The sequence below is a fragment of the Rhodococcus sp. HM1 genome, assembly GCF_023218075.1.
Lineage (GTDB): Bacteria > Actinomycetota > Actinomycetes > Mycobacteriales > Mycobacteriaceae > Rhodococcus.
In genome coordinates this window covers 40,796-59,995 of the sequence record NZ_JALPTB010000042.1, presented here as the reverse complement: position 1 = coordinate 59,995, position 19,200 = coordinate 40,796, and the positions used below count along the sequence as shown (strand labels likewise).

The 19,200-nt window shown below is 70.7% G+C and carries 20 protein-coding genes and 1 riboswitch; of the genes, 9 read left to right on the top strand and 11 right to left on the bottom strand.

Going from position 1 to position 19,200, the window contains the following annotated elements; translation table 11 throughout:
• Positions 1 to 70: 70 nt before the first annotated feature.
• A complete protein-coding gene (locus M1M07_RS20785) occupies positions 71 to 2,356 on the bottom strand; it encodes a helicase-associated domain-containing protein (protein WP_248675402.1) in 2,286 nt (761 codons plus the stop codon).
• A gap of 59 nt (positions 2,357 to 2,415) precedes the next feature.
• On the opposite strand from M1M07_RS20785, the gene M1M07_RS20780 reads away from it, so the two are divergent.
• Positions 2,416 to 2,604 (top strand): hypothetical protein, encoded by a 189-nt coding sequence (locus tag M1M07_RS20780; protein WP_197252485.1) that lies wholly within the window; start codon positions 2,416 to 2,418, stop codon positions 2,602 to 2,604.
• A gap of 94 nt (positions 2,605 to 2,698) precedes the next feature.
• On the opposite strand, the gene M1M07_RS20775 is transcribed toward M1M07_RS20780, so the two are convergent.
• The 3 genes from M1M07_RS20775 to M1M07_RS20765 form a co-directional block, all read right to left on the bottom strand.
• The gene (locus M1M07_RS20775; protein WP_248675400.1) at positions 2,699 to 3,307 is read right to left on the bottom strand and encodes a transglycosylase family protein; all 609 of its coding nucleotides are present in this window, start codon (positions 3,305 to 3,307) and stop codon (positions 2,699 to 2,701) included.
• 6 nt (positions 3,308 to 3,313) lie between these two features.
• Positions 3,314 to 3,541, bottom strand: a riboswitch (cyclic di-AMP (ydaO/yuaA leader).
• A gap of 213 nt (positions 3,542 to 3,754) precedes the next feature.
• Positions 3,755 to 4,147: a YccF domain-containing protein gene (locus tag M1M07_RS20770; protein WP_197252487.1), complete on the bottom strand. Its 393-nt coding sequence runs from the start codon at positions 4,145 to 4,147 to the stop codon at positions 3,755 to 3,757.
• Positions 4,144 to 4,386 carry a hypothetical protein gene (locus M1M07_RS20765; RefSeq protein WP_197252488.1) on the bottom strand — a complete coding sequence of 81 codons (243 nt, stop codon included), beginning with the start codon at positions 4,384 to 4,386 and terminating at the stop codon, positions 4,144 to 4,146. The genes M1M07_RS20770 and M1M07_RS20765 overlap by 4 nt, the downstream gene beginning before the upstream one ends.
• 149 nt (positions 4,387 to 4,535) lie before the next feature.
• Between M1M07_RS20765 and M1M07_RS20760 the strand changes: the two genes are divergently transcribed.
• Complete coding sequence (locus M1M07_RS20760; RefSeq protein ID WP_197252490.1) at positions 4,536 to 4,949, top strand: cold-shock protein; 414 nt, start codon at positions 4,536 to 4,538, stop codon at positions 4,947 to 4,949.
• A gap of 85 nt (positions 4,950 to 5,034) precedes the next feature.
• Here the strand turns inward: M1M07_RS20760 and M1M07_RS20755 are convergent, their stop codons facing one another.
• The 3 genes from M1M07_RS20755 to M1M07_RS20745 all read right to left on the bottom strand — a co-directional run bounded on the left by M1M07_RS20755 (position 5,035) and on the right by M1M07_RS20745 (position 8,079).
• The gene (locus M1M07_RS20755; protein ID WP_231610625.1) at positions 5,035 to 5,529 is read right to left on the bottom strand and encodes a DUF2771 domain-containing protein; all 495 of its coding nucleotides are present in this window, start codon (positions 5,527 to 5,529) and stop codon (positions 5,035 to 5,037) included.
• Positions 5,526 to 7,259 (bottom strand): MFS transporter, encoded by a 1,734-nt coding sequence (locus tag M1M07_RS20750; RefSeq protein ID WP_248675398.1) that lies wholly within the window; start codon positions 7,257 to 7,259, stop codon positions 5,526 to 5,528. The genes M1M07_RS20755 and M1M07_RS20750 overlap by 4 nt, the downstream gene beginning before the upstream one ends.
• Positions 7,260 to 7,329: 70 nt before the next feature.
• Complete coding sequence (locus M1M07_RS20745; RefSeq protein ID WP_248675406.1) at positions 7,330 to 8,079, bottom strand: glutaminyl-peptide cyclotransferase; 750 nt, start codon at positions 8,077 to 8,079, stop codon at positions 7,330 to 7,332.
• A gap of 158 nt (positions 8,080 to 8,237) precedes the next feature.
• Between M1M07_RS20745 and M1M07_RS20740 the strand changes: the two genes are divergently transcribed.
• Genes M1M07_RS20740 through M1M07_RS20730 form a run of 3 tightly spaced genes read left to right on the top strand, consistent with a single transcriptional unit; the run spans position 8,238 to position 12,590 of the window.
• Positions 8,238 to 9,278, top strand: a complete 1,041-nt coding sequence (locus M1M07_RS20740) for a DUF3027 domain-containing protein (protein WP_248675397.1) — start codon at positions 8,238 to 8,240, stop codon at positions 9,276 to 9,278.
• Between the two features lies 1 nt (position 9,279).
• Positions 9,280 to 12,054 carry a sacsin N-terminal ATP-binding-like domain-containing protein gene (locus M1M07_RS20735; protein ID WP_248675395.1) on the top strand — a complete coding sequence of 925 codons (2,775 nt, stop codon included), beginning with the start codon at positions 9,280 to 9,282 and terminating at the stop codon, positions 12,052 to 12,054.
• Positions 12,051 to 12,590, top strand: a complete 540-nt coding sequence (locus M1M07_RS20730; protein WP_197252853.1) for a phosphatase PAP2 family protein — start codon at positions 12,051 to 12,053, stop codon at positions 12,588 to 12,590. The genes M1M07_RS20735 and M1M07_RS20730 overlap by 4 nt, the downstream gene beginning before the upstream one ends.
• 25 nt (positions 12,591 to 12,615) lie before the next feature.
• Here M1M07_RS20730 and M1M07_RS20725 read toward each other — a convergent pair whose 3' ends face one another.
• Positions 12,616 to 12,864 carry a DUF2530 domain-containing protein gene (locus M1M07_RS20725; protein WP_197252852.1) on the bottom strand — a complete coding sequence of 83 codons (249 nt, stop codon included), beginning with the start codon at positions 12,862 to 12,864 and terminating at the stop codon, positions 12,616 to 12,618.
• 81 nt (positions 12,865 to 12,945) lie between these two features.
• On the opposite strand from M1M07_RS20725, the gene M1M07_RS20720 reads away from it, so the two are divergent.
• From M1M07_RS20720 to M1M07_RS20705, 4 genes are all read left to right on the top strand, one after another.
• Positions 12,946 to 14,400, top strand: a complete 1,455-nt coding sequence (locus tag M1M07_RS20720) for an NCS2 family permease (protein ID WP_197252851.1) — start codon at positions 12,946 to 12,948, stop codon at positions 14,398 to 14,400.
• Between the two features lie 44 nt (positions 14,401 to 14,444).
• Complete coding sequence (locus tag M1M07_RS20715; RefSeq protein WP_197252850.1) at positions 14,445 to 14,876, top strand: MarR family winged helix-turn-helix transcriptional regulator; 432 nt, start codon at positions 14,445 to 14,447, stop codon at positions 14,874 to 14,876.
• Positions 14,877 to 15,089: 213 nt separating this feature from the next.
• Positions 15,090 to 15,896 carry an RNA methyltransferase gene (locus tag M1M07_RS20710; RefSeq protein ID WP_197252858.1) on the top strand — a complete coding sequence of 269 codons (807 nt, stop codon included), beginning with the start codon at positions 15,090 to 15,092 and terminating at the stop codon, positions 15,894 to 15,896.
• Positions 15,893 to 16,165 carry a DUF2537 domain-containing protein gene (locus M1M07_RS20705; RefSeq protein ID WP_197252849.1) on the top strand — a complete coding sequence of 91 codons (273 nt, stop codon included), beginning with the start codon at positions 15,893 to 15,895 and terminating at the stop codon, positions 16,163 to 16,165. The genes M1M07_RS20710 and M1M07_RS20705 overlap by 4 nt, the downstream gene beginning before the upstream one ends.
• A 15-nt stretch (positions 16,166 to 16,180) precedes the next feature.
• Here M1M07_RS20705 and M1M07_RS20700 read toward each other — a convergent pair whose 3' ends face one another.
• The 3 genes from M1M07_RS20700 to serC form a co-directional block, all read right to left on the bottom strand.
• Positions 16,181 to 16,888, bottom strand: a complete 708-nt coding sequence (locus M1M07_RS20700) for a hypothetical protein (protein ID WP_248675394.1) — start codon at positions 16,886 to 16,888, stop codon at positions 16,181 to 16,183.
• 11 nt (positions 16,889 to 16,899) lie between these two features.
• Positions 16,900 to 17,814, bottom strand: a complete 915-nt coding sequence (sepH, locus tag M1M07_RS20695; protein ID WP_197252857.1) for a septation protein SepH — start codon at positions 17,812 to 17,814, stop codon at positions 16,900 to 16,902.
• 235 nt (positions 17,815 to 18,049) lie between these two features.
• The gene (gene serC, locus M1M07_RS20690) at positions 18,050 to 19,171 is read right to left on the bottom strand and encodes a phosphoserine transaminase (RefSeq protein ID WP_197252847.1); all 1,122 of its coding nucleotides are present in this window, start codon (positions 19,169 to 19,171) and stop codon (positions 18,050 to 18,052) included.
• Positions 19,172 to 19,200: the final 29 nt, after the last annotated feature.

The following is a 19,200-nucleotide window of genomic DNA, read 5'->3' as shown; positions in this document are numbered from 1 at the left end:
GGGCGGGGTGGCGGACCCGGCAGGGCGGCTCCGCAGAGTGCCGGTGCCGGGGCCGGGTAGTCGGTGCCCGTCAGTCGACGAGCGCCACCGAGGTGACCCGGTGCAGCACGAAACTGCGCACCGTGCCGGCGGCCGGATCGAACGCTTCGAGCGTGCCGCCGCTCACCGCGACCGGGTCGACGATGCGCCGGGTCGCGACGCCCTGCGCGTCGACGTACCCCAGGTTGACGCTGCGCTTGCTGCGCACCGCGAGCTGCAGCAGCGCCATCGTGGCGGCACCGCCGGACCGGCTTCCGTCCGCCTGCACCGACTTCGACGCCGACGTGGTCGCGGCCCGGTCACCGGCGCGCAGGGTACGGACCAGCGTGTCGAGCTGCTCGGCGGTCGGGGGGACCGGGCCGGTGTAGCGGGGGCGCGTGCGCGGCACCGCCAGCCGGGCACCGGGCGGGCGCAGATCGAGGACCGTGCCCGACGAATCCTCCCCGGCGGGAGCGAAACCCGCCGCCCGCAGTTCCTGCAGCACCTCGGCCAGCGGAGCCTGGGAGATCGCGACGGTCGGTGCCAGCGCGCGCAGCGCCAGGGTGGCGGCGACCGGCGCGGCGAGGACCTCGGCGAGCAGCGCCGGATCGTCGGACCGCACGAACGACGACGCGATGCCGGTGCGCAGCCGTCCGTGCCGCCGCGCGACGTCGTCGATGAGATAGGTCAGGGACTGCGGCACCGGGGTCCGCGAATGCGTCGCGAACAGCGCGTGCAGGTCTCCGGCCCCGGTGCCGGCATCCAGCGCCCGCCGCACGCTGCCCTCGCTGATGCGGTACACCGTGGCCGCGCCGGCCGATTCCACGTCGGCGACGAGCGCGATGCGCGCGGCGAGATCGGGCACCAGCGGCCCGGGTGCGACCACGGTCAGGTCCGCCTGCACGAGGACGTAGTCCACCGGCTCCGGTAGCGCGGCTTCCATCTCGGCTTCGGCGTCGCCGCCGTGCAGCAGTGCCTTGCCCGGGGATGCGATCGACCCGTGCGCGACGACGGCGAGCGCGGTGGCCTCCCGCAGCGTTTCGGCGACCGCGTCACCCCCGAGCCGCCCCGCCCACCGCGGCCGACGCCAGGCCAGTGCCGCGCGGATCTGCCCGACGTCGGGCGCCGATCCGGGGGTCTCCGCGAGGTATTCGAGCAGGAGCCGCCGGTCGCGAACTGCGGGCGGGGACTGCACCTCGTCGGACAGCGCGGCGATCGGCTTGTCGTTCTGGTCGCGGCGGCCGACGAGCCACGGCCGCCGCGGCGAGTCGAGCCACGCGCCGGCGAGCACCGCCCACCGGTGTCCGGCGGGAGCCTTCATCCAGCCGTCGGCGGAGGTCGTCGGAGCCCAGTAGTCGTCGACGTCGGTGGGTGGCGGCGGGTCCGGCAGGCCCCGCGCGATCAGTCCGGCCGCGGCGAGCACCTCGACGAGCAGCGCCGCGTGGGTTTCGTCGATGCCGACGGTCTTCGCGAGCCTGCGCACCTCGCGGACGCCGAGTCCCCCGGATTTGAGCGCGGGGGCTGGGGTGGTACCGAGTGCGTCGATCAGTTCCTCGGCGTGCCGCAGCAGTTCGAGGGCGGCACCCGCGGCGGTCGAGTTGATGTCGGCGACGGTGTGCGTGGCCGGCGCCGCGGGCGGCGGCGCGAGCGCGGCCGGATCGAACGGTGCCTCGCCCCGGAGATACTGGCCCACCCGGTGGGGGAGTTCGACGGTCTCGTCGTCGAGGCGGATCAGCAGCCCGGACGCGATCAGCTGCTGCACCGGCCGGTCGGCGGGCGTGTCCGCGGCGGCGTCCTTGGTCCGGCCGACGGGGGAGGTGCGGGCCAGGGTGTCGAGGATGCCGCGGCGGGCGGCGTCGAGGTCGTCGATCATCGCCGCGAGCTCGGCGTCGTCCGGAAGATCGGAGGCAGTGCTGCGGGCGATGCGCCAGGGCACGGTGTCGGCGGCCGCCGGAACCAGCGACAGTTCGTCGGCGGAACCCCACACGAGCAGCAGGGTGCGCAGACGGTCCAGGGTGCGATCGACGTTCTTCGCGGTGGTGCGACCGGCGAGCCGGTCGAGCAGCGCGCGGCGCGTGACGGGCTTCTCTGCGGCCCCGAGCCGGGCGAGCGCCTCGATGACCCCGAAGTCGCCGGTGGTCAGTTCGTCGGCGGCCCGGAACACCGACGCCCGCTGCTGGGCGCGGTTCGCCAGCACGGTCATCGTGGCCGGGGGCGGCACCACCAGATCCGGCCGGGCGCGCAGCAGCGCGGCGAGGTCGGAGTCGCGACGTCCGGTCAGCCACCGGGCGAGGGTGGGGGGCCCGGAGTCGGGCCCGGACGAGGTGGTCGGGGTCATTCGTCCCAGATTAGAGACCTGAGGTGGCCCACTGCGAACTCACCTGCCAAAATGAGCGCATGGCGAACAATTCGAAGAACACGTACGTTGATCGCGGGTGGCCGGAACTTGTCGATGGCGATCTCGCCGTCACCGAGTTGTCCTCCACGCGTTCGGGTCCGCTCTCTCCGTACGGTGAGGAGACCGAGTTCCCGCTTCCGGTCGAGTCCCTCCCGTACACGCACCCGCAGACCGTCATCAACCGCTGATTCTCCGAACCTCAGGCTTTCGAACGCAGAGCTTCCGAACACAGAGAAGGGGCCCCGCACCGATCCGGTGCGGGGCCCCTTCTCTGTGTTCGTGTCAGTTCGGCAGGATGGCCGTGACCTGATCGACCAGGCCCTGATCGACCGGGATGCCGGCGGCGCGCAGCGCCTCGATGCCCTGGGCGAAGCCTTCCTTGGCACTCTGCGGCGCGAGGAACGGGATGCTGTCCTGCAGGGTCGGCGCGGCCTCGGGAGCGGCCTGCGGAGCAGACTGCTCCTGCGGCGTCTCGACCTTGTCCGCGAGCGTGCCGGAGGTCGGCGCCGAACGCTGGGTGGGTGCGCTGCTCAGGCCGAGGCTCGAGGAGCAGGACGGCCATGCGCCCCAGCCCTGGCCTTCGAGGACCCGCTCGGCGACGGCGATCTGCTGGTCGCGGGTGGCCTGGTGGGCGGTCGGTGCGTACTGCGTGCCGCCGTAGGCGTTCCAGGTGCTCGGCGAGAACTGCAGGCCGCCCTGGTAGCCGTTGCCGGTGTTGATGCCCCAGTTGCCGCCGGACTCGCACTGCGCGAGGCGGTCCCAGTCGGAATCGGGGGCTGCGTTGGCGGTGCCGCTGAATGCGACGCCGGTGACGCCGAGAACCGCGCTGGTCAGCGCGAACTTCGCGACGGTACGGCCGGTGTTGGTGGGCTTGCGATGGCGTCCGCTCATTGCTCCGGTTCCTCTCCGCACGCGCCTACGAGGTCAGCTGTCGGGTTCGGGCTGAAGAGGTAGCCCGGCCGCGACGCTCCCGCTGGGAGCGATTCGGCTTCACCCCTAGGGCCGTTGCTGGTGCTCGTGCCCGGGTGCCTCCTGGGAACTTCCGCTCCCTGGGAGACCGTGTGGGTCCCCCGTTTCCTGTCCCCTGGATCGTTCGTTGGGGGTCCGGTTCCGCGGGACAGGATTTGGCGCGGCGGATCCGGGTCGGCCGGACCAGTCCGACCGGATTCGAAGGTAACGGTTCCGGGGGCGGAGTGTCACCAATTGATAACGCGCCATGTTTCGCGCGCAAGCAGGTGACCTGGACGGGAGTGCTCGAGAATCCGCAGGTAGCGCCCTATCTGCGGGCGCCCGGCGCGTTCGAGGCCGGAATGTTATCGGGACGTGATGTGACTAACGTCACAGGTGTGACTGGAGTGATCGGACGGAGACGATGTCCTTGCCGAGCGGCATCAGTGAGATCGGAATCATCTTCAGGTTCGCGATGGCGAGCGGAATCCCGATGATCGTGATCGCCATCGCGACCGCGGTCACGATGTGTTCGATCGCGAGCCACACGCCCGCGACGATCACCCAGATGATGTTGCCGATCAGCGAACCGACCCCGGCCGTCGGCTTGTCGACCACGGTCTTGCCGAACGGCCACAGCGCATACACGCCGATGCGGAACGCCGCGATGCCGAACGGGATCGTGATGATCAGCAGGCAGCAGATGATGCCGGCGAGGAAGTAGCCCAGTGCCAGCCACAGTCCGCCGAAGATCAGCCAGATGACGTTGAGCAGGAACTTCACGATCCACCTCCACGCGCGCGACGGCCCGACCGCAGGGCGAACGCGATTGCCAGCAGGAAGCCCAGCGGCCAGGCCGCGGTCAGCGAATACAGCACCAGGCCCGGTTTGCCGTCCGTGACGACCGGGGTCAGGAAAATCAGGACAACTGCGACGATACCGACGGCGAAGCACACCAGCGCTGCTTTCAGCAGGCCGTTGCCCGGACGCGTAGAAGAATCGGAAGTACCCACGTCGTCCACGGTAGTGGGTCGCGCAGGTACGTGGCCCTCGCACGGGTCGGGGTACACTGGCGGCCGTCTACGCGTCCCGCACCCGATTGCGGGGCGCGTTGTTTTGCATATCCACAGGTGCCCGGACGGGTACAGCTGTCGAGGAGCGGGTGAGCGCGGTGCCAAGCGGCAAGGTGAAGTGGTACGACGTCGAAAAAGGCTTCGGCTTCCTGTCCCAGGAGGAAGGCGAGGACGTCTACGTCCGGGCGTCCGCACTCCCGGAAGGGGTGGAGGCCCTCAAGCCGGGACAGCGCGTCGAGTTCGGCATGGCAGTCGGCCGCCGCGGCCCGCAGGCACTGAGCGTGAAACTGCTCGAACAGCCCACCCTGCGACAGAAGGGTGGTCGCCGCGAGAGCACCGCGGACAAGAAGCGGCGCAGCCCCGACGAACTGCACGGCATGATCGAGGACATGATCAACCTGCTCGAGGCGTCGGTCCAGAAGGACCTGCGGCGCGGCCAGTACCCGGACCGCAAGGCCGCCCAGCGGATCTCCGAGGTGCTGCGCGCCGTCGCCCGCGAGCTCGACTCCTGATTTTCGTCACCGCACTCACGACGAGGGCCTCCGGTGATGCACCGGAGGCCCTCGTCGTTGAAGATCGGGTCGTGTGACGGATCGGTCAGTAGGTCTGGAGTGCCCAGACCGCGTGGGCGATCGCGGTGCCCGTCTCGTCCTGCACGGCCGACGGCAGCTGGATCTCGACGCCGAGCAGCTGGATCGACGGATCGGACGGGACGGTGACCGCGCGCTGCTCACCGGGCTCGAAGAGGCGCCCGTCCACGAACGTCTGGCCCGTCTTGGGATCGCCGTAGACGACGATCAGGCGCCACGGGGCGTCGGAGATCTCGGACGGCAACGACAACTGCAGCGGGAACCCGGCCGGAACGTCGAGCATGCCCAGCGGATTCTCGACGCATTCCTCCAGGTAGAGGTTGCAGTGCTGGGTCGGCTCGACCGTCACGCTCTTGCCGTGCGCGAAGGCGGTGATCGTCGGGAGCTGCGGTTCGGCCGAGTCGACGAGCTTCCACACCACCGCGGCGAGACCACCCGCCGCCAGCAATACGACCACCGCGATCAGCGCGATGATCTTCTTCGTCCGGGCCTGCAGCGTCATCTGATTCCGTTCCTGCTCGAATGTCCGGCCGCGCGCGGGGTGCGCCGGCCGGCGGTCTCTTGGTCGGCGTGCTCGGGACGTTTACCGCCCAATCCGGGCAGCAGCGTCTTCCCACGGTAGGTCAGGATCGTCTGGGTCAGTCCCAGAACCAGCACCACCGTGACGACACCGAAGCCGATCCAGTATTCGGGCGGCAACAGGACCCCCAGCGCGCCGCCGGCCACCCAGCTCAGCTGGAGCACCGTCTCCGAACGTCCGAACCCGGACGCGATCGATTCCTCCGGCAGATCCTGCTGCAGCGACGCGTCCAGCGACACCTTCGCCAGGGCGCTCGCACACGCCGCGACCAGCGCCGCGGCGGCGGCCGCGAAGATGTTGTCCGTCGCCGCGACGATCGCGGACACGATCACCACCGCCGCGGTGCAGCGGACGACGATGAGCGCGGGACGACCCAGCGCCAGCCGCGCCCCCGTCGCGTTGCCGGCGAAGTTGCCGATCGCCGCGGCCGCGCCGACCAGGCCCAGCATCGCGGCCTGCACGAGCGGGTCGTGCTCGGTCTTGGACTTCGCGACGAACGCGATGAACAGGGTCAGGAATCCGGTCAGCACCCGGATCGTGCCGTTGCCCCACAGTCCGGTGACCACCGCCCGGCCCAGCGGCTGACGGCGTCGCGTGCCGGGCGGGGTGATCACCTCCGTCTTGGTGTCGAGCATCTCGGTGCGGGCCTCGGACCCGTGATAGGACAGCGTCGCCGGGACCTCGCCCTCGGTGACCTCCACCCACGCGGGGATCCGCATGCTCAGGTACGCGCCGAACGCGGTGATGCCGGCGCACAGCCACAGCGCACCCGACGAGCCGAACAGCCACGCCGCGGCGCCGGCGACCGCACCGGCACCCAAGGTGCCGCCGACCAGGCCGAACACGGTCAGCCGGGAATTGACCCGGACAAGATCGATCTCCGGGGGCAGCACCCGGGGCGTCACCGCCGATTTCAGCACCGAGAACGATTTGCTCAGCACCATCATCGCCAGCGCCGCCGGATACAGGCCCCAACTGTCGAAGTTGAACACGAGCACCACCGCAAGGACGCAGCGCAGCGCGAACGACGCCGCCAGCGCCAGCCGGCGACCGTGCTGCAACCGATCCAGCAACGGGCCGATCAGCGGGGCGATGATCGCGAAGGGGGCGATCGTGATGAGCAGGTACAGCGCGACCTTCGTCTTGTCCTCGCCGGTCGCGGCCGAGAAGAACAAGGTGTTCGCCAGCGCCACCGCGATCGCCGCGTCGCTCGCGAAGTTCGCCATCGTCGCGTACATCAGCGCCGTCAGCCCGGACTTGTCGGCGCCGTCCGCGGTGGCCGCGCGCCGGAACGTGGCGATGCCCTTGTTCGTCAGCTCCCGGCTGCGCAGGGCCGCGACCCGGGTCACGGTCAGCTTCCGCGGCATCCGCGGGGCGCGCGGTGCGTCGGACTCCGAGGCCGCGCGCGCGTCGTCGCGGGGTTTGCGATTCCCGTCGAGGGGGTGCAGCGGCGGCAGAGGAGTGCGCCGCGACCCGAGGTGCCGCGGGGGCGGATAGTTCCGGTAGCCGGGATGGCTCGCCTCGGGGTCGGGCCGGCCGGGACGCGAGGAGCGCGGAGCCGAACGGGAGTCGCTGCCGTCGGCGTCGCTGCCGTCGGCGTCGGCACGGCCGCGCGCCGGGTCGGCGGGTCGGCGCTCGTCCGGATCGGTCACGCCTCCGATTCTTCCCCACCGTCCCCGGGGGGCGCAGACAGGTCCCGGCGTGAGATGTGATCCATGGTGCTCACGGGACGAATCGCACCTCGAACATCGTGGGCCAGTACTTGCCGGTGACGAGGAACCGGTCGGTGCCCGGCACCTGCGCGATCCCGTTGAGAACGTCGATCTCCGCGCGCTGCTCGTCGGTGAGCGCGTCGCGCAGGGCACCGGCGTCGATGGTCGCGGTCACGCGCCCTGAGCCCGGGTCGATGCGGACGATCCGGTCGGTCTGCCACACGTTCGCGTAGACGGATCCGTCCTCGGCGCACTCGAGCTCGTTGAGGTTGTCGATCTCACGGCCGTCGACGCGCACGGTCGTGCTGCCGAGCACGTCGAAGGTCGCCGGATCGCGGAACGTCAGGGTGGACGAACCGTCGCTCATCACCAGACGGTCCCCGGCCGCGCACACGCCCCAGCCCTGGCCGTCGTACTCGACGTGGTCGCGGGGAGTCAGCGTGTCGCGGTCGCGGGCGATGGCCACCCCGTCCTTCCAGGTCAGCTGCCACACCGTGTCCCCGGCCACGGTGATGCCCTCACCGAACATGTCGTCGGGAACAGGCACCCGCGTGCGTTCGACGCCGGTGTCGAGGGCCCGCGCCGACAGGTACGACCGGCCGCTCCGGCCCGTGCCCTCGAGCAGTTCGCCGTCGGAGATCTCGAGCCCCTGGGTGAACGCTTCGGGATCGTGCGGCCGGGTCGCGACGATCTCGACGCGCAGCCGGTCGGCGGGCGGACCGGGGTCGGGGACGGGTTCGTCGCCGCACCCGGCGAGGATTCCGGCGGCGAGCAGCGCGGTGGCCGGGGCCAGGACACCGGCGGTTCGGATCGGCCCGGGGAGTTTGCTGCCCTGTCGCGGTCGCACGCTGCCATCATCGCAGTCGTCGGCCGCCGTCCCGGCGGCCAAGGGTCGCGCTCCCGTTCGGGTGCGGCAGAATGGGAGCCGTGAGTGCTGTGTCTTCTGCTGATGCCCCCAGCGCGGAAAGCTCCGCCGAGGCTGTGCGACCTGTCCTCGCCGATGCGGTCGACATCGCCCGCGCGGCTCTCGACGAGCTCGGCGAAGGCGGGATCGGCCCGCATCTGGGTGTGACCGCGGAGAACGACTGCGCGGCCACCCACCGTTTCGTCGCCGACCTGCCCGGTTACCGCGGTTGGCAGTGGGCGGTCGTCGTGGCCGCCGCTCCGGAGTCCGATCACGTCACGGTCAGCGAGCTGGCATTGCTGCCCGGACCCGACGCGCTGATCGCACCCGAATGGCTGCCGTGGAGCGAGCGGATCCGCCCCGGCGACCTCGGCCCCGGCGACCTGCTGGCCCCCGCCCCCGGCGATCCCCGCCTGGTGCCGGGATACGTCGAGACCGGCGACCCCGAGGTCGACGAAACCGCGCTCGAGATCGGTCTCGGCCGTCGTCAGGTCATGAGCCTGGAAGGTCGCCTCGACGCGGCCCAGCGCTGGTTCGAGGCATACGGCCCGGACACCGAGATGGCGAAGGCCGCCCCGTCGACCTGCATGCTGTGCGGATTCTTCCTGCCGCTCGCCGGGTCGCTGCACGCGGCGTTCGGGGTCTGTGGAAACGAGTTCGCCGCGGACGGGCACGTCGTGCACGCCCAGTACGGCTGCGGTGCCCATTCGGACACCACGCTTCCGACCGGTGCCGGTTCGCCCCGCTTCGACGCGTACGACGACGCGGCGGTGGAGATCATCACGGTCGCCGCCCCGGCAGAGTCGGACACCGCCGCGCCGGCGGAGTCGGGCACCGTCGAGGCCGAAGGGCCCGAGCCGCCCGCCGAGCCGACTGTCACGGAGGAGTCGACGGTCACCGACGAGGCGCCCGCCAGCGAGGAGCCGACGGTCACCGATGAGGTGCCCGCTGCCGAGGAGCCGAGCGCCACCGACGAGGCGCCCGCCGAGGAGCCGACGGTCACCGACGAGGCGACGACCAGCGACGACACCGGCCGGCCGGAACAGACCGACTGACGTGACCCAGGCCGACCCCGCGGACCCGTTCGGTACCGCGGCGCTGCGGGACGGCACGCTGCTCGCGTGGCGGTCGTCGCCCACCCGCCTGCGGGAGGACACCGCCACCGAATCGGACCTCGTCCGTGCCGGCTACCGCGACCGGGTACTCACCGAACTCGCCCAGAACGCAGCCGACGCCGCGACCCGCGCGGGCATCACCGGCGCGATGCGGGTGTGGCTCGGCGACGACGGCCTGCACGTCGCCAACACCGGTTCCCCGCTGGACGGCCCCGGCGTGCAGGCGCTGACAGCGCTGCGGGCGTCCGCAAAAACCGGGGGAGTCGGACGCTTCGGTGTCGGCTTCACCGCCGTTCTCGCGGTCTCCGACGACATCGGGATCCGGTCCCGGACCGGATCGATCCGCTTCTCCGCCGAGCGCACCCGCGCGGTGTTGCGCGAGCACGACCTGACGCCACCGCGGTCCGGAGTGCCGGTCCTGCGCCTGGCGTGGCCCACCGCCGAACCTCCGGTGTCCGGCTTCGACACCGAGATCGTGTTGCGGTTGCGCCCGGATGTCGACGCGCGTGCTCTGCTCGACGGATTCCGCGCCGAGGCTGCGGAACTGCTGCTGGAACTGCCCGCCCTCGGCTCGATCACCATCGGCGACGACGAACTGACCCGCACCCGCACGGACCTCGGCGGCGGCGTCCACGAGATCGTCGTCGGCGAGCACCGCTGGTGGGAGGGCGAAGGACCGCACGCGCGCTGGCTGGTTCCCGTCACCGCCGCCGGGGAGATCACGCCCCTCGGCGACGACGTGCTGCGCGCCCCCACCCGGTCCGACGAGGAGCTGTCGCTGCCCGTCCTCGTCGTCGCCGACGTGCCGATGCAGCCGGACCGGCGACGGCTGCTGCCCGGCGCCCCGCTCGACCGGATCGCCGAGGGCTACGCGCGGTTCGCCGCGGCGCTGCCCGCGGACCAGCGGATCGCGCTGGTGCCGGTGCCCGGGTTCGCGCGCAGCGAGGCCGACGGACTGCTCCGGGAGGCCGTGCTCGCGGAACTGCGCACCCACCCCTGGCTTCCCGCCGCCGCTGGCGGCGACGACCTGGTGCCCGAACGGGCGACGGCGCTGGACGGGCTCACCGACGAACTGGCCGAGGCCCTCGCCGACGTCGTGCCCGGTCTCGTCGCGCCCGCGCTGTGCGGGCCGCGGTACGCGTCGCTGCTCGCCGCGGTGGACGTGCACCGGATCGGCCCGGCCCGGGTCGCCGAACTGCTCGCCGGACTCGACCGCGACCCGCAGTGGTGGCGCCGGTTGTACGACGCGCTCGAGCCGCTCGTCGTGGACGCGGTGGTCGCGGAGGAACTCGCGTCGATTCCGGTGCCGCTGTCGGACGGGCGTCTCGTCACCGGTCCGCGCACCACCGTGCTCGGAGCCGATCTGGGGGTGGACGGCCCGCTCGTGCTGCCGTGGGTGCGGCTGGTGCACCCGGACGCCGCTCACCCGTTGCTCGCGCGGCTCGGGGCCGGCACCGTCACCGCCGTCGATCTGCTGTCGGACCCCGCGCTGTTCGCCGCCGTCGAGGACGTCGACCCCGACGACGACGAAGCCGCCGCGGAACTCGCCGACACGGTGCTGCGGCTCGCCGGGCACGTTCCCGGCGGCTCCCTGCCCCGCGATCTCGGGGCCCTGCTGCTGCCCGACGTCGACGGCGAGCTGGTTCCCGCCGACGAACTGCTCCTGCCCGATGCGCCCCTCGCCGATGTTCTCGTCGACGAATCACCTTTCGGGACAGTCGATTCCAAGGTGATCGACCGGTACGGCGTGGACGCGTTGCGGGCCGTCGGGGTCGGCTGGGGTTTCACCGTGCTGCGCGCGGAATTGCCCACCGGTCCGGACCACGACCTGCCCGACGAGGGGCAGTGGTGGGAGACGGTCGACACCGACCCGGACACCCTCGTCGCGGTCCGCGACCTCGACCTCGTCGACGAAACCCGATGGGCAAGAGCCCTGACGCTGCTCGCCGCGGATCCCGACACCGCCGACGCGCTGGCCGACCGCGAGGGGTACACCGCGTGGTGGCTGCGCACCTACGCGGTTCTCGACGGGCAGCCGCTGGGACGATTGCGCGCCCCCGACGACACGACCTTCGAGGGCCTGCTCGATCCGTGCCCGCACCCCGACGCCGACCGGCTGCGGGCGTGCCTGGCGTCGCCGGTCGTCGACAGCACCGCACTGGCCGCGCTGCTGCTCGACCGCCTAGCGGACCCGGACCGTGACCCGGCACCCGCGGTCGTCGCCGCCGCGCACGGTGCCCTCGCCGCCGCGTACGCGTCCGGGGTTCTCGACGTCGCCGCACTGGACCTGCCGGACGCCGTGCGCAGCATCGCCGGGACCGTCGTCGACGCGGCCGACGCGCTCGTGCTCGACCGTCCGTGGCTCGCCGCCGTCGTCCCCGCGGAACGGATCGTGATGGGCACCACGGCAACTGCGGGTGCACTCGCCGAACTGCTCGACCTCCCGCTCGCGTCCGACACGGTGTCCGCCGAACCGACCGGCCCGGGCCGGGCCACCGAATGGTCGCGGGAACCGCAGGCCGTGCTCGCCGCCGCGACCACCGGGGTGCCCCTGCCCCGGGGACCGCTGACCGTTCACGACCGGCTCGTCGTGAGCTGTTCGGGTGCGGTGACGGGGGAGCGCGAGGTGGCCTGGTGGGTGGACCGATCCGGCACCACCCACTGCACGCCCGCCGGGTTCGCCGCCGCCGTGGCGAGCGGTGGTGCCGGGTCGTGAGCGTCGACGTCGCGGTACTCGACTGGATGCTCGGCGTCCGGGAGCCGCCGATCACGACCGCCGTCACCGTCGTCACCCACACCGGCGGCACGGTGGGGGTCACGATCCTCGCGATCGTCGCGACCCTGTTGCTGATGCGTGCGTCGCGGCCGCAGGACGCGCTGCTCGTCGCCGGCGCGGTTCTCACCGGCTGGCCCGTGATGAGCCTGCTCAAGCTGCTGTTCGGTCGTGCCCGGCCGCCGCAGCCGGAGCGGCTGGTGGACCTGTCGACGCACTCGTTCCCGTCCGGCCACGCGATGATGTCGGCGATCCTGGCGGTCACGCTCGCGGCCGTTCTCGCCCGGTCCGCGCGTCCGCAGGGCCCGTGGCGCGCGGCGCTCTACGCCGGTCTCGCCGGCTACACCGTGGCCGTCGGACTCTCCCGCGTCTACCTCGCGGCGCACTGGCTGACCGACGTCGTGGCCGGCTGGATCCTCGGGTCGCTGTGGGCTCTGCTGTGGGTGTGGTTGGTCACGCGGGTGCGGATCCGTCGCTGACGCACCCGGCTCGCGGCCCGATCCGTCAGTTCAGCCCGACCTGTGCCCCGCGCCGGCCGCGGCGCGCGGCGCGCCGCTGAACGAGGAAGAGCGCAGATCCCAGCAGCCCCACCACGATTCCGGCCACGCACACCGGAAGCGCCGCCGACCAGCGGTCTCCGACGACGAGAACGACGATCGTCGCGACGAGCCACGCGACGGTGCCGAGGGCGAGCGCGGGCCGGGGATCGGCGAGGCGTCGGACCTGCGCGGCAACGTCATCTGCGTCTTTCACAATTTGCAGACTAGTAGTTCCGCGCTGCAATAATCTCCCGGTTGCGACTCGAGCAAATCTTCTCCGGAGTGGATATTCGACATGGCCGTAGGCACCGGTTTACTGGACACCTATTTCAAGATCACCGAACGTGGTTCTACGGTGTCCCGGGAAGTCCGCGGCGGTGTGGTCACCTTCGTCGCGATGGCCTACATCGTGGTGCTCAATCCGCTCATCCTCGGTAGCTTCTCGCCCGAGGACGCCACCGCCAAGGTCGACGTGCTCGGCAACATCCTGCCGATCAACCAGGTCGCCGCGGTCACGGCACTCGTCGCCGGACTGATGAGCATCGTGTTCGGCATCATCGCCAACTATCCGTTCGCGCTCGCCGCGGGCCTGGGCATCAACAGTCTGCTCGCGGTGACCATCGCGCCGCAGGTGACGTGGCCGGAGGCGATGGGCCTGGTCGTCATCGACGGCATCATCATCGTGGTCCTCGCACTGACCGGATTCCGGACCGCGGTGTTCAATGCGATTCCGCCGGAACTCAAATCGGCCATCGCCGCCGGCATCGGTGCGTTCATCGCGTTCATCGGCCTCGTCGACGCCGGTTTCGTCCGCCGCATCCCCGACGCCGCCGGCACCACCGTGCCCGTCGGTCTCGGCATCGACGGCTCGATTGCGTCGTGGCCCACCGCGGTGTTCGTCTTCGGTGTGCTGCTGATGGGTGTGCTGGTCGTGCGCAAGGTGCGTGGCGGTCTGCTCATCGGCATCGTGATCACCACGGTGGTCGCGGCGATCGTCGAGGCGCTCACCGACGTCGGGCCGTCGATGGGCACCAACCCGAAGGGCTGGAACCTGAGCACCCCCGAGGTGCCCGGGCAGGTGGCCGGCATGCCCGATCTGAGCCTGGTCGGTGATGTCGACCTGTTCGGTGCCTTCACCCGCATCGGCGTGATCGCCGCGACGCTGCTCGTGTTCACCCTGGTGCTCGCGAACTTCTTCGACGCGATGGGCACGATGACCGGACTCGGTAAGGAAGCCGGTCTGGTCGACAAGGACGGCAACCTGCCCAACGTGGGCCGCGCCCTCGTCGTCGAGGGCACCGGTGCCATCGTCGGTGGCGCTGCCTCGTCGTCGTCGAACACCGTGTTCGTCGAGTCCGCGTCGGGTATCGCCGACGGCGCCCGCACCGGCCTGGCGAACGTCGTCACCGGTGTGCTGTTCCTCGCCGCGATGTTCCTGACGCCGCTGTACGAGATGGTGCCGATCGAGGCCGCCGCGCCCGCCCTGATCGTGGTGGGCGCCCTGATGATCGGGCAGGTCCGGGACATCGACTTCAGCAAATTCGAGGTCGCGTTGCCGGCGTTCCTGACCATCCTGGTGATGCCGTTCACCTACTCGATCGCCAACGGCATCGGCGTGGGCTTCATCACCTGGGTGGTGATGCACGCGGCGAGCGGGAAAATCCGCACGCTACACCCGCTGATGTGGGTGGTAGCAGCATTGTTCACCGCATATTTCGTGGTGGATCCCATCACCAACGTGCTCACCTAGAACATGTGTCGGTAGTTTCCGTGGCATAACGTATTGTGCTCGCCATGACATCGGAAACACGTGCACTGGCGGGCGATCTCGCCCTGGCTGTCGTGCGCCTGACGCGTCATTTGCGGGGGAGACGCACCGATTCGCGAGTGTCCCTGACCCAGCTGTCGGCCATGTCGACGCTGAGCCAGGATGGAGCGATGACCCCCGGGGCACTTGCCGCGCGTGAGAAGGTCCAGCCACCGTCGATGACACGCGTCATCGCATCACTCAACGATCTCGGTCTGGTGGAGCGCACGCCGCACCCGACCGACGGCCGTCAGATCATCGTCGACCTGTCCGAGGCGGGGCGGGAACTGCTGCGCGACGAGGCGCAGGCACGGGAGGCGTGGCTGACGGAGCGGCTGCAGCAACTCGATCAGAAGAGTCTCGACACGTTGCGCGAGGCGGTGGGCATCCTCACCACGCTCGTCACCGAGGACAAGTAACCACCTGCTCGTCGGTACGGCGGCGGCGACCGTGCCGCACCCGTACCGACGAGACCGACATCACCGCGCTGCGGACGGTCGTCGCCCTGTGACCGGCCGGTCGTCGACGCAGCGCTCCCGGCCGCAGCGGCCTGGCAGCGCGACATTCCGGTGGACCCGGATTCCCTCGCCCCGACGCCTGCACGCGAGGCGTGAACTGGGACAATGGGCGACGTGGTTCACGTCATCGACATCGACGATCCCGCCGACCCACGGCTGGACGATTTCCGCGATCTCAACTCCTCGGATCGCCGCCCCGATCTCCCGGGCGGCAAGGGCCTGGTCATCGCGGAGGGCGTGTTCGTCGTGCAGCGCATGCTCGACTCGCGGTTCACGCCCAACAGCCTGCTCGGCGTCGACCGCCGGCTCGGGGAACTCGCCGACGACCTGCGCGATGTCGACGTGCCGTACTACCGCGCCTCCGCCGAGGTGATGGCCGAGGTGGTCGGGTTCCACCTGAACCGGGGTGTTCTCGCCGCCGCGTCCCGCCCCGAACCCCTCGACCTCGGGGACGTGCTAGAGAAGGCGACGACCGTCGCGGTGCTCGAGGGCGTCAACGATCACGAGAACATCGGCTCGATGTTCCGCAACGCCGCCGGTCTCGGCGTCGACGCCGTGCTCTTCGGCAAGGGCTGCGCCGACCCGCTGTATCGCCGCGCGGTGCGCGTGTCCATGGGCCACGTGCTGCGTGTGCCGTTCGCGCACCTGCCGAACTGGCCGCACGACCTCGATCTGCTGCGCGGTCGCGGTTTCCAGTTGATCTCGCTCACGCCGAACCCTCGGGCTGTTACCCTCGCCGAAGCGATGACGGGGGAGAAGGTGGCTTTGTTGCTCGGTGCCGAAGGTCCGGGACTGACCGAGCACGCGATGCGTGCCACCGACGTGCGAGCGCGTATCCCCATGGCGCCGGGCACCGATTCGCTCAATGTCGCGACCGCTGCCGCCATGGCGTTCTACGAGCGGGTGCGGATCCCGAGATGACTCGCTCCGCTCCCTCGGCAACCCCGTGGGCAACCGGTCTGACCCTCACGGCGTTCGCGCTCATCGTGACCGTCGTGACGGTCGTCGCGTTCGGTTCGGTGCTGGTGGGCATCAGTCCGGTGCTCGCCTTCGGGGTCAACCTGGTCGCCGGTGCGGGTGCCGCCCCGACCTTGTGGGTGTGGAGCCGGATTCCGTTGTGGCGCTGGGTGGCTGTGGGTGTCGCCGCGGGCATTCCCCTCGGCTGGCTGATCCTGCTGACGTCGTTGTGATCTCCGGTTCGGCCGTCAGCGGAGGAGTCCCCACCAGCGACGTCGCCGTCGTTCCGGCGGTGGAGTGAAATCCGTTGCGGGCGGCGGTGTCTCGCCGTCGCGGTAGAGACCGAACCGCCAGACCTCGATGTCGGCCGGATCCGGCTCTCCGGATTCGCGGCCGATGTACCGGAATCCGAGCCAGGCCGCGTTGGCGGTCTCGACGAGACGGCGCGGATGGAACGGCAGTGCCTGCGGGGGAGGGGTGACATCGACGGGCCAGCGCACGGGATGGTCACCGGCCCAGAACGGTCGTTCCCACACGAACGGCACGCCGTGATCCTCGAAGATGTCGACGGTCGTCGCGCTGAACGCGCGTCGCAGTTCCCCGTGGTGCCACTGCGCGAACGCCCCCAGAGCCCGCGGCGGATCCGACCGGATCACGTAGGTGTGCTCGGAACCCAGTGTGTGCGTCCAGGTTTCGGGCGTCTCCGAGGGCTGCTGCGGCAGGTCGGGGCTGCACACCACCGTGACACCCGGATAGCTGCCCACGTACACCCGGTCCCGCTCCGCGCACGCGGCGGCCTCCACCAGCGGAACCCGTTCCAGCGGAACCGAATTCAGATCCGGATAGAGTCGCCCCACGAGCGCATGCGCGGAATCGCGGTCCGGGCGGGCGGAGCACAACACCGTGGCCGGTTCGGGGGCGTCGACGTACCAGAGAGTCGAGACGGACGCCGCCATCGGGACGGTCCTCAGGCGCGTCCGTTGCTGCGCACGCCGAGGAGCACGTCGTCCCAGGACGGCAGCGCGGGCTTGCCGCGCTTGTCCTTGCCCGACGTGTGTTGCGGTGCCAGCTTGGGCTGCGGATCGTCCTCGGAAACGGATTCGGCCTCGGCGTCCTCGTCGGAGTCGACGACCGGGGCCTCGGCCTCGGCAGTGACCTGCTGCTCGGCCGGCTCCGGCTCCGCTCGATCCAGGGTGATCGGCTCCGCGGCGGCCGACGCCCGCTCGCCCACCGTGTCGGTGTCGAGGGTGTCGTCGACGTCCCGAGCCGAGTACACCGGCGTCAGATACCGCAGTGGCCGGGCGCAGTCCGGATCGACGAGGTCGCTCGCGATGTCGTCGAGCGCGACGATCGTGCCGCCGTGCGCGTCGGGCTGATACCGCCAGTGCGCACTGTTGGTGGACCGTCCCGCGTTCCACTGCAGCTGCGCGACCCAGTGGCCGTCGTCGTCGCGCCACGCGTCCCAGGTCGCGGCGTCGATGTTGTGACCGCGGGTGCGGAAGGCCTGCGTGACGATCTCGAGCAGGGTTTCGACCGCGGGGCCGTCCGGCCGGACCGGGTGACCCTGCTGCGCCATCTCCGCGGCCCGTGACCGCTCGAGCAGCACCGGGTAGGCGAAACGCTCGACCTTCGCCATCGGAATGCCGGCTTCCTCGGCGACCTGCTCCACGGATGCGCCGCTGCGGATCCGGGCCTGGATCTCGCGGGGGCGGAGCTGGCTGTTGGTCTCGATCTGGATCTGGCCGAGACGCGCGAGGTCGCCGCGGGCGGCGGCGCGCAGGGTGTCGTCGACAGGGATGCGGAACTTGTCGCCGGTCGCGGGATCCGCGAGCACGACGTGGGAACCGTCGGGCTCGAGGCCGACCACTCGAAGCTCTCGCACCATGACCTCCTCGCGCCGGTTCGCGACTGACCCGCCCGACTGTAACGGAACGGTGGGGGCGGTGAGGTCAGGACACGCCGCGCCACGCCCGGCGGGTTGTCGTGCAACCTCCCCCGGGACGCGCTATGGTGCTGGGTTCACCCGAAGTCTCGACCAGGAGTCGAGAGTTTCACCCGGGCCGGAAACAGCGGAGGACCGGACCCAGCGGGCCCGGTCCTCCACCGTCACGTGAAACTCAGAGCTGGCCGACGACCCAGTCGATGCACTTGGTGAGCTGGGTGACGTCCTCGGGATCGATCGCCGGGAACATGCCGATGCGCAGCTGGTTGCGGCCCAGCTTGCGGTACGGCTCGGTGTCGACGATGCCGTTGGCGCGCAGGATCTTCGCGACCGCCGCGGCATCCACCGAGTCGACGAAGTCGACGGTGCCGACGACCTGCGAGCGGTAGGCCGGATCGGCGACGAACGGCGTCGCGTACTCCGAAGCCTCGGCCCACTCGTACAGGCGCGACGACGAATCCTTGGTGCGCGCGGTGGTCCACTCCAGACCACCGTTGTTGTTCATCCACTCGATCTGGTCGGCGAACATCAGCAGCGTCGCGAGCGCCGGGGTGTTGTATGTCTGGTCCTTGACCGAGTTGTCGATCGCGATCGGCAGCGACAGGAACTCGGGCGTGAAGCGGCCCGACTCCTTGATCTCGGCGACGCGCTCGAGCGCGGCCGGGCTCATCAGCGCCACCCACAGCCCACCGTCGGCCGCGAAGCACTTCTGCGGCGCGAAGTAGTAGGCGTCGACGTCGGCGATGTTCACCGGCAGACCACCGGCACCCGAGGTCGCGTCGATCGCGATGAGGGCCTTCTCCGAACCCGCCGGGCGGGAAACCGGGACCGCGACACCGGTCGAGGTCTCGTTGTGCGCCCAGCCGATCAGGTCGACGTCGGGGTCGGCGACGATCTCCGGAGCCGAACCCGGCTCGGCCGACACGACGACCGGATCGCCGATGAACGGGTTCTTCTTCGCCACCGACGCGAACTTCGACGAGAACTCGCCGTACGTGAAGTGCTGCGAACGCTCGCGGATCAGACCGAACGCGGCGGCGTCCCAGAACGCGGTCGACCCGCCGTTGCCGAGGACGACCTCGTAGCCCTCGGGCAGCGAGAACAGGTCGCGCAGGCCGCCTCGCACCCGCGCGACGACGTCCTTGACCGGCTTCTGGCGGTGGCTGGTACCGAACACCGAGGCGCCGACGTCGACCAGCGACTGCAGCTGTTCGGGGCGAACCTTGGAGGGGCCACAGCCGAAGCGGCCGTCTGCGGGCTTGAGGTCGGCGGGAATGATCGGTGAAGCGTCAGCCATCGGAATGCGTGTCCTAAGCGTCGAGGGAC

Excerpts from the sequence above, each read along its gene's own strand:
- M1M07_RS20785 (WP_248675402.1), bottom strand. The coding sequence starts at position 2,356 with ATGACCCCGACCACCTCGTCCGGGCCCGACTCCGGGCCCCCCACCCTC.
- M1M07_RS20780 (WP_197252485.1), top strand. The coding sequence starts at position 2,416 with ATGGCGAACAATTCGAAGAACACGTACGTTGATCGCGGGTGGCCGGAA.
- M1M07_RS20775 (WP_248675400.1), bottom strand. The coding sequence starts at position 3,307 with ATGAGCGGACGCCATCGCAAGCCCACCAACACCGGCCGTACCGTCGCG.
- M1M07_RS20755 (WP_231610625.1), bottom strand. The coding sequence starts at position 5,529 with ATGACGCTGCAGGCCCGGACGAAGAAGATCATCGCGCTGATCGCGGTG.
- M1M07_RS20740 (WP_248675397.1), top strand. The coding sequence starts at position 8,238 with ATGGGAGCCGTGAGTGCTGTGTCTTCTGCTGATGCCCCCAGCGCGGAA.
- M1M07_RS20720 (WP_197252851.1), top strand. The coding sequence starts at position 12,946 with ATGGCCGTAGGCACCGGTTTACTGGACACCTATTTCAAGATCACCGAA.
- M1M07_RS20715 (WP_197252850.1), top strand. The coding sequence starts at position 14,445 with ATGACATCGGAAACACGTGCACTGGCGGGCGATCTCGCCCTGGCTGTC.
- M1M07_RS20705 (WP_197252849.1), top strand. The coding sequence starts at position 15,893 with ATGACTCGCTCCGCTCCCTCGGCAACCCCGTGGGCAACCGGTCTGACC.
- M1M07_RS20700 (WP_248675394.1), bottom strand. The coding sequence starts at position 16,888 with ATGGCGGCGTCCGTCTCGACTCTCTGGTACGTCGACGCCCCCGAACCG.
- serC (WP_197252847.1), bottom strand. The coding sequence starts at position 19,171 with ATGGCTGACGCTTCACCGATCATTCCCGCCGACCTCAAGCCCGCAGAC.